General features: G+C 64.9%; 7 protein-coding genes, 1 tRNA gene and 1 pseudogene. 5 read left to right on the top strand and 4 right to left on the bottom strand.

Annotated elements, in window-relative coordinates:
• Positions 1-741: 741 nt before the first annotated feature.
• Positions 742-1776 carry a DUF262 domain-containing protein gene (locus GY937_15895; protein ID MCP5058187.1) on the bottom strand — a complete coding sequence of 345 codons (1035 nt, stop codon included), beginning with the start codon at positions 1774-1776 and terminating at the stop codon, positions 742-744.
• Positions 1776-2333: a hypothetical protein gene (locus GY937_15890; protein ID MCP5058186.1), complete on the bottom strand. Its 558-nt coding sequence runs from the start codon at positions 2331-2333 to the stop codon at positions 1776-1778. The genes GY937_15895 and GY937_15890 overlap by 1 nt, the downstream gene beginning before the upstream one ends.
• Positions 2334-2587: 254 nt before the next feature.
• Between GY937_15890 and GY937_15885 the strand changes: the two genes are divergently transcribed.
• Positions 2588-2848, top strand: coding sequence for a helix-turn-helix domain-containing protein (locus tag GY937_15885; protein MCP5058185.1), 261 nt, complete (start codon positions 2588-2590; stop codon positions 2846-2848).
• Between the two features lie 82 nt (positions 2849-2930).
• Positions 2931-4016, top strand: a pseudogene (locus GY937_15880) (site-specific integrase).
• Between the two features lie 140 nt (positions 4017-4156).
• Here GY937_15880 and GY937_15875 read toward each other — a convergent pair.
• A tRNA-Arg gene (locus GY937_15875) sits at positions 4157-4232 on the bottom strand.
• Between the two features lie 94 nt (positions 4233-4326).
• On the opposite strand from GY937_15875, the gene traF reads away from it, so the two are divergent.
• Positions 4327-4893, top strand: a complete 567-nt coding sequence (traF, locus tag GY937_15870) for a conjugative transfer signal peptidase TraF (protein MCP5058184.1) — start codon at positions 4327-4329, stop codon at positions 4891-4893.
• 64 nt (positions 4894-4957) lie between these two features.
• Here the strand turns inward: traF and GY937_15865 are convergent, their stop codons facing one another.
• Entirely contained in the window at positions 4958-5146 is a 189-nt protein-coding gene (locus tag GY937_15865) for a hypothetical protein (GenBank protein ID MCP5058183.1), read from the bottom strand.
• On the opposite strand from GY937_15865, the gene GY937_15860 reads away from it, so the two are divergent.
• A complete protein-coding gene (locus GY937_15860) occupies positions 5145-6803 on the top strand; it encodes a relaxase/mobilization nuclease domain-containing protein (protein ID MCP5058182.1) in 1659 nt (552 codons plus the stop codon). The two genes, GY937_15865 and GY937_15860, sit on opposite strands and share 2 nt — an antisense overlap.
• A 102-nt stretch (positions 6804-6905) precedes the next feature.
• Positions 6906-9110, top strand: a complete 2205-nt coding sequence (locus GY937_15855) for a type IV secretory system conjugative DNA transfer family protein (GenBank protein MCP5058181.1) — start codon at positions 6906-6908, stop codon at positions 9108-9110.
• The last annotated feature ends 105 nt before the right edge of the window (positions 9111-9215 follow it).

The raw sequence follows: 9215 nt of genomic DNA, 5'->3' as shown, positions 1-9215 counted from the left end.
GGGCTCCAAGGTCATCGGATTGCCGCGTGTCGGTGGTCTCCACCACCGATATCGCTGGTGCGAAGCCGCCTGATGACCCGATTCCACATCCGCGATCAGGCCGTCAGACGACACGGATGAATATTGAGAACAGACAGGGGTGTGAATCGGAGCGGGAGAACCGCCCTGCGGATTTGGTCAAGCGGTTCCACGAGCAGTTCGGGCGAGAAACAAGGGAGCCGACCAAGAAAGAGCTTCGGGCCGCGGCACACATCCTAGCCACCCACGGGCCCCGAAAGTGCCGGTTCATCCTAGAGTTCGCAATTCAGGATGCGCGAAGGACTGGGTTTCGGATGCGCCACTTCGGAGCGATCATCAGCTACGTAGACGATGCGATAGCGGAGTGGCGTCGAGCGAACCATCGCCAGAGCAGCAACAACGCAGCGCGTGCTCGAGAGAAAGAGGCGCGCCTTCGGGAGCGCTACCAAGAGTGGCGGGAAGAACGGATCAAGGATCTAGTGGAGCAAGCTTCTCCAACGCAACTTGGTTCACTCCGTCGGAGGGCGGAGTTGCTAGTTCGCGAGAGGTATTCGGGCGAACCGATCGGCGGCCGCGATACGCTGGTCCGACTGGCGATCCAATCGCAGCTCGCGTCACAGGCATCTCTGCCCAGTTTTGACGAATGGCACGCCGCTCAGGGATCAGACCGTCAAGCGACCCGTGCCATTTCCTCGTGACCCGAGTCAGTAGCTTTTCCTTCACTCAGACCTTCAGCTTACCCGTCACGACCTCTTGAATCACCTGGCTCCTCAGTCGCCGCCGAGCCAGATCTGTCGATGCCCGGACAGCCGCTTCCGCGTATTCGTGCACTGCGGGCTCGAAGGTCTCCGTGTTGTCCTTTCTCTTCGCCTTGTTGACCTTTTCACGGAACGTCTTCAGGCGCTTGATGGCTGCAGGCATCCTCTTGGAGGAGGGAACCTGGTCGTCGGTACGCAGCCAGGCGCTAGCCAAGAACAGGGAGTAGAACTCCGTCTTGCTTCGCCACCCCCTCAGCTCATCACCCGCTAGGCGGAGTGATAGTCGGCGGGTCTTCAGGAACTGGTCGCGCCAATGATCACGGTCCGGGAAGTCGTCGTCGTAGTCAACGTAGAACTCCTCAAGCCCCTGTTTCTTGTCAAGTGGGCCGGACATCATCGAGACAAGTAGCTCGGAGATGAACTCCACGTCCGCCATCCGCCTGATCTGAGAAGGCGTGACGACCTTGTGCTCCACCCACCAGTCGTCGTCGGCAAGGGCCTCGACCAGCGAAATGAATTCGCCCTGGAACTGGGAGTGACGGAGCTCCTGATCATTGAGGCTGGACTGGCTCGCGTTGAGCCTGCGGAACATGTCGCGAACTTCGGCGTCAGTTGCGCCTTCGAGTTCACGAACAATCAGCTTGAATGCAAAGAAAGCCTTCTTCTGGTCCGGGGAGAGATCGTCCCAGGTGGTGCCGGCCCACCGTGGAGTCACGTCGTCACCAAGGAGCTCGAGATCGTTCGAGTAGAAGCGGATGATCGAACGAAGCCGCTGCTGCCCGTCTACCACCTCGAGGACGGTCTCGCCAACCGCGGAAGTGGCAGTCCTAACGAAGATCTCGGGAACGGGGAGGTCGTTCAGGATCGAATCGATCAGATAGGAGGCTTGGGAGTCGCTCCAGACCGCCTTGCGCTGAAAGACCGGCGAAAGGTCCAATGCCTTGTCGTCATGGTATTTCTTGACCCATGAGATGGGGTGATTGGTGGCAGACGGGTTCATTAGAACTCCCTCCTCAGCGCGCTGATGCTCCAGACGAGGTACTCGCGGAGATCGATCTGGCGCCGGTACAGCCGGATTGAGACGGGGTACCCGCGAAACTCCTTGGAACGCCGGATGGCATTGACGAGCTGCCGGAGGTCCCTTGACGCCTCCGTGCGAGCGGGAATTGACTTCTGCTCGATGCGTCCCCAGTAGACGTTCCCCCGCGTGCGTATGTCGATGCGATCGCCCTGGCGGTCGTGCCCGACCAAATCGTTCCAGGCCGACTCGAAGAGCCGGGCATCGACAAGCGCAAGATCTAGGTCCGACGCCCGCCCGGGGCCCCCGAACTCTCGAAACGCCCTGCCGGCCTTTTCGGGATGCATGCTGACGCCGGTGGCTGCGCTCCCGACCACATGGAGCCGACTCCTTCGAGGGAAGCCACATCCGGACAGGAGCCCACGCGACCACGTTCCGAAGGTCAGGCCCAGCCTACTGGAGATCCACGGCTCGCTCGAGACAATGCGGTCGGCGAGCTCCGAGTTGGATTGCTCCATCAGCGAACCAATGTCGCTCATTGCAGGGGGTCGTTCCAATCGTAGTGGTTGGTTGCATGAACGAAACGCCCTCCGGTGAGGGTGCCTCTTAGCTTGCCACAAAGCCAGCTAGAGGGAGTACAGCTGGACCGCGGGTCGCTGAATTCAGCGTGTGCAGAGCGAATACGCCGGAGAATCTTCCCTAGGAATTCCGTTGGTTCTACCGCGCACACGCGGATATTCTTGATTCCTTCGCATTGACGGGCACTTGCGCAGGGCGTAAGCCGGATGATGCGATGCCTGCTCGTGAGCCGCTCAATCTCGATGACCGCCTGGCCCTTCGGCCCAAGGAGGCGGCCCGCGCACTCGGCATGAGCGAGCGGAAGTTCCGGGAGATTCAGAGCGAGCTCCCGCGAGTGAGGCTCGGCGGGGTCATTCTGTTCCCGAAGCGGGCGCTGGAGGCGTGGTTGGAGGCGCAGGCAGCCACTGGGGTGGCCTCCGAGAACGAAGCTCTAGACACCGTCCTTGGCGCGATTTCGGGGGTCCGGCGGCGATGATGCCCACCACCCAGCGAAGAGGTGATCCCGCGGGGCACATGTGCTTCGATCCGATCTTCCCCCACGGAGCGAGGGCGAGTTGATGGCGGCGAAGGTCCGCTGGATGCGCGGAGCCTGGTGGGTTGTGACCCACCACGAAGGCCAGCGAAGCCAGAAGCGCTTCGGTCCCAGCAAGACCGACCAGCGCGCCGCCCGAGATCTGGCCCGGAAGATCGACGCCGCTCTGACGCTCGGGCTTCACCCTGGAGTCCGACCCGCAGGGCCCGAGCGGATGACAGTCGCCGAGCTCTCCGCCAGCTGGCTCGAGAGGGAGATCAACCTACCTCGCCGGAGGGGGCTCGACGGCGCGGTGGCACCGAAGACAGCGAAGCTCCACGAGTACCACCTCGAACGCCGCATCCTGCCGGCCCTTGGCAGCAAGGACCTTCGAGCGGTTCGCGTGGCCGACGTCCAGGCGCTCTACGACCGCTGCCTCGAGCACCAGCCACCCATCAGCGTCCGCACGATCGAGATGACCCTGAATACGCTCAGTCAGATCCTCTCCTACGCCGAGGCGCAGGAGCTTCTCGACTCGAACCCGGTCGTCCGCTGGAAGCGGGTCAGAGGCCGGCGACGGAGTGGGGGAGTGAAGCCCGTTGGCCGCGAGAACGTGCTCACTTCAGCCGAGCTTCGAGCGCTTCTCGATGCCGCGCACGCAACACAGCCGCGCTTCTATCCGTTCGTCGTCTTCCTGGCCGACACCGGAGTCCGCATCGGCGAGGCCTCCGCCCTCCGCTGGCTCGATGTCGACCTGAAGCGCGGCACGGCGGGGATCCTACGGAGCTTCTCCGATGGCAAGGAACTCACCGACACCAAGACCGGGCGCGAGCGAACGGTCGAGCTGTCGCGTCGCGTCCGAGATCTCCTCGCCGGATCTCCACGCGCCATCGACCCCGAAGCCTTGGTGTTCCCGAGCCGAGGCGGGACCTTCATCGACCCGCACAACTTCCGAACACGCGTCTTTAGGCCGCTCGTGAAGGACGTGCTCGGTGAAGACCGTCGTCTCACCCCCCACGGGCTCCGGCACACCTTCGCAACACTGCACCTCGCGAAGGGCACGCCCATCAAGTGGATCCAGAACATGGGCGGCTGGGCGAGCGCAAAGCTGCTGCTCGACCTCTACGGCCACTTCCTGCCGACGGAGTCCACTGGCTTCGCAGACGCGATCAGCGACGGCGCCAGACGGCGCTATACGGCGCTGGCCGAAAACAGCGCGACACCAGGAGGTGTCGCCAAGTCCAAAAAAGGGAGGAAGTCCAAGCGGTTGACTGGCGCCCCGGGCAGGACTCGAACCTGCGACCCGCTGCTTAGAAGGCAGCCGCTCCATCCGACCCGCCTGCGCGACACCCTGAGACGGCGAGCCCTCCGGCTCTTCAGCTTCGAGCCATGCGACCACGATGATATCGATTTGGCACAGTTGTTGAAGTAGCCACGCGTCGATGGGCCGAAGAGTGAGGAACCGGAACCCGACCCCTGCGCGCCGCCTTTGGCCCCTCGGATTGGCTGCCTTTGGTCTTCTGGTCACGGCCAAAGCGCACCTGGCGGGCGTGCGATTCAACTGGACTGCGTCGGCACCGACCGGCTTCTACCTTGAGCGCCCCCTCAAGCTCGCTCGCGGCGAGCTGGTGCTTCTCTGCCTTCCGCCCAGTGTCGAGACGCTCGGCCGGCGGCGGGGTTACCTCCCGGCAGGCGAGTGCCATGGCCGCAGCAGCCCTGCTCTCAAGCGGCTGGTCGGGCTGCCTGGGGACACGATCGCGCTCGATGAGTCCTTCCTGGCGGTCAATGGAGCAGTGCTCCTCCAGGCGCCAATCCAAGAGTTTGACAGCTCGGGTCGGCCTCTTGCGCACGCCCCGTTCGGAGCTCGTGTCTTGCCTCCCGGCCAAGTCTGGGTCCAGGGGGTCAACACCGCCAGAAGCTGGGACAGCCGTTACTTCGGTCCAATCCCGATCGAGAGCCTCGTGGCCAGCGTGCGCCCGCTGCTGGCCATCAACCCGGAGCACCGGTGACCGCGCGTCGGCAGCGCCCGGGACGAGTTCGAACCGATTCGAACAAGGCGCCCGAGAACGCTCATCACCGCGAGCAGCAGAGCAGGCGGGAACCGTCCGTGCCCACTTCGCCGCCTGGTGAGGTAGCGAACCGTGAAGCCCCGCCGTCCGCCCGCCTCAGACCTTCGACCATCCGGCGCGAAGTGGGCGGCGCTGCTTCGCTGCGCCGCGTCTCCAGCAGCCTCTCAGGCGGCAGGCGCCAGAGGGCGGGCATGCGGGGATCGCGTGTCTCCTCGTTCGCCCGGGGCAGCAGCCAGCAACGCAGCCTGGTGAAGGTCTCATTCACACCGACGGGGAAACCGGGCCGCTGGCGTGCGCACGGCCACTATCTGAGCCGCGCTGGGGCTCAGAGTGATGACGACCGGGGTGTTGGCTTCGACGCAGAGAGCAACAACGTCTACCTACCGGACCGCTTCGACGGCTGGCAGAAAGCCGGCGACCGAAGGCTCTGGAAGATGGTCGTCTCCCCGGAAGCCGGCGACCGGGTCGACCTCCAGGCTCACACCCGGTCGCTCGTTGCACAGATGGAAGAAGACCTGGGAACCAAGCTCGAGTGGACGGCCATCGACCACCACGACACCGACCACCCCCACGTCCACATCACGATCCGCGGGGTAGACGAACGCGGCCGATGGCTGCAGCTACCGAGAGACTACGTCCGACACGGAATCCGCGGCCGAAGCCAGGAGCTCTTGACCCGGTCTCTCGGCCCTCGTCTCGATCTGGATCGTCGGCAGGCGCGCGAGCGGGCCGTGCACGCTCCCCGTGTCACGGAGATCGATCGATCGCTGCGGCGACAGGCACGAAGCGACGGAGTCGTCGATTTCTCTGGCCCTGTGCCGGTGCATCCGGCAGCGCAGGAGCGCCGCCTCCAGGACCTGCGGAGATTCGCGTACCTCGACGACCTGGGCCTTGCCGAACGTGTGGATGACCGGTCGTGGCGGATTTCCGATCGGCTCGAAGCCGGGCTCCGACAGATCCAGGTATCCGGGGACATCCAGAAGAGTCTTGCGAGTGCCGGAATTGGAATTTCGGACCGGCATTCGCCGGTCGCTCTGACGAGCCTGGAACCCGGAACACAGTTCCGAGGCCGCGTTGCCGGTGCGGCGTTCGACGAGGCGAAGGACCAGCCCTTCCTGATCGTCGAAGGCGCGGATGGAAAACGTCACGCGATCCCCCAGTCTCCATCGATTCAGAACCTGCGCGGCCTGGGTCACCTAAGACCGGGCCAGGTCGTGACGGTTCGCGCCTGGGGTGAGCCAGGCTCCGCGGAAGTCGGGATCCGCGAGCACGGCACGCTCCGGAGCCTCCGACAAGTCGACTCGGCATCCACCCCGCTGGACCTCGATGCGATCACCACCATCCGGCAGACCGGCAGCCCCCCTGGCCCGCAGGAACGCCAGGGATTCGCGCGGCGCTGGTGGGAAGCCGTCCGCGCTCGGGTCCCGCTTCTGGAGCGCGCGGGAATGATCCGTGGCATCGGAAAAGGGCAGGATCACGAGGCCTTCGAGGCCGTACGAGGAGCCGAACAGATGGTGGAAGCCAGGATGACGCAGCGCGAGCGCACGCCGCTCGCCTTGGAGGAACTGAAGAACAGGCACGGCAAGCCCCTACGCATGGCAGAGCCAGTTGCTGGCCGCGTCCACCGCGGGCAACTGGTTGGCTATGGCGAAGACACGGAGGGGAACCGGCACGCCGTGCTCGACACCGGCCGAGAGCTGACCGCAATTCGCACCGAGGAGAGCGCCGAACTTGGACACGACGTTCGCGCCCGGGCTCTTCAGGCCGCCGAGGAGGAGCGCGAGCAGCGCCGCGTTCGGTGGGTTCTGGACGATCTCGAGCACAACCGCCAGCACGACCGGGGCCGGTGAGTTCGAGAACGAACGAGTACCTGCAGCTCGTGCCGGCCGGCCCTGAAGTGCCATACTGAAGATCCCCCGCGATGACCGGTCTTCCGCAGCTGGAAGCCGGACATGCAACCCAAGACCCTCTACCGCCTTCCCACGAGCGGCGAACGAAACACGGCCGCCGGCATCTTCGTCGGCTCCACTTTCGCGATCGTGGGCTCTCTCGTATTGCTCCTCTGGACGGTGACCCAGTGGGCAGCTTGGAAGCTTGGTTTCCAGACCGGCCTCGGCACGCCGCTCTTCGCGCCCGGCCAAACCGAACAGCTGTGGTTCGGGGCCCTGGCAATCGTCGCCATTGGAGCAGCGATCGCCGCCCTCGCCTTCCCACGGACGCGGTCCTGGTCGCTTGGCTGCCTGCTCGCAGCCGTCCTGGCCGGAGCGAGTTGGCTCGGCCCCCTGTATGCGCCCTGGGATTTCTTCCGCTGGGAGCTTCGCTTTGGCCACGTCCCCGGAACGGAGGCGGTATGGCAGACGGGGCACTGGCTGATCGGCGTCCCGGCACACTTCGTCTTCGTGGTGGGCATTGCGCTCGCAGTGCACCGAGCCCGCAAGATCGGCGGCCATACCGATAGCCACGGCTCGGCACGCTGGGCCGACGCAGGCGACATCGCATCGACCGGGCTTGTCGTCGACGCGGGCGTCTACGTGGGCGCCATCCAGCGCCGCGGCAAGCTGGAGCCACTTCGCCACGACGGCCCGGAGCACGTCCTCGGGTTCGCACCTTCGCGGTCGGGAAAGGGCGTCGGATGGGTCATCCCCACTCTCCTCTCCTGGCCGCACTCCGTGCTCGTGAATGACATCAAGGGAGAGAACTGGGCGCTCACGGCTGGTTGGCGCCAGCACCAACTCGGCAGCAAATGTCTCCGCTTCGACCCGACCTGCGAGGATGGATCCGCCGCCCGGTACAACCCGCTCCTCGAGGTCCGTCGGGGGCCCCATGAAATCCGCGACGTCCAGAACATCGCCGACCTCCTGGTGGATCCTGACGGAGACGGTGCGAAGGACCACTGGGACCTGACGGCCCAGGAGGTACTCAGTGGTGCGATCCTCCACGTGCTCTATGCGGGGCCGGACAAGAGCCTCCGCGGCTGCCTGGACCTGCTCACCGATCCGCACCGCGCCGTCGACGAAGTGCTCAACGAGATGCTCTCGACGAGGCACGATCCATCCCTCGAGCGTGGCTGGGTCGATCCGAAGGACGGGAAGCGAACGGCCACTCATCCTGCAGTCGCACGAGCGGCGCGGTCGCTTCTCAACAAGTCGGACAACGAGCGCTCCAGCGTCCTCTCATCCGCCACGAAGTTCCTGACCCTCTACCACGACGACCTGGTCGCCGCGAACACAGCCTGCTCCGACTTCTGCATCAGCGATCTGATGCACCAGGAGCGACCGGTAAGCTTGTACCTGACCGTGCCGCCGTCGGACCTGAGTCGAACTCGGCCGCTACTTCGGCTGCTGATCAACCAGATCGGAAGACGCCTGACCGAGCGAATGGAATTCCGCAATGGAGTTCCAGCGCCGAGCTATCGGCATCGCCTTCTTCTCATGCTCGACGAGTTTCCGAGCCTCGGAAGGCTCGACTTCTTCCAGACCCAGCTCGCGTACCTGGCCGGCTATGGAATCAAGGCCTACCTGATCGCGCAGGACCTCTCGCAGCTCTATGCCGCCTACGGCCGCGACGAGAGCATCGTCTCGAACTGTCCGATCCGCGTCGCCTATGCCCCCAACAAGATCGAGACAGCGCGCCTGCTCTCGGACATGGCCGGCGCCATGACCGTCCACAAGGAGACCCGAACCTACACCGGCAACCGCCTCAACCCGGTGCTGATGCACGTCATGGCGTCGGAACAGGAATCGCAGCGACCCCTCCTGGCCCCCGACGAAGCCATGCGGCTTCCCGACGACACGAGCCTCATCTTCGTGGCGGGTGCGCAGCCGATTCTGGGGACGAAGTTCCGGTACTTCCGCGATCCCGCGCTGGCTGAGTGTGCCCGCATCCCGGCACCTCTGCAGTCGGATCGGCTGCCGGGGCCGCAGCCGGACCTGTGGGTCCCCTCGGCAAGTGGGGCTGCCGGGGAAGCAGCGAAGCAACCCGATTTGGAGTCCGAAATGGGTAGGGAGGCGCCTCCCCCGTCGGCATCCCCTGGAGGCTCGGGAGACGGAAGTGGAATCGCGAAACAGTCAGAGGCGTCGAATGACCTCCATGTGGCGACCCTCGATCGGGCAGCTGAAGCTGGCACGGCCGCGGACGAACCAGAGGGGAACGGATGAGCGCCAGGACCCAGCGCCCCTACCACGTGCAGGCCTACCTCGGCACGGATCTCTACGAGCGGATCTTGAGGGAGGCAGCCGTCCAGCGCCAAAGCGTCTCGGAGT

This window comes from bacterium (assembly GCA_024228115.1).
Lineage (GTDB): Bacteria > Myxococcota_A > UBA9160 > UBA9160 > UBA6930.
Note: the sequence above shows the minus strand (reverse complement) of the source record. Positions and strands in the feature narration are given on the sequence as shown.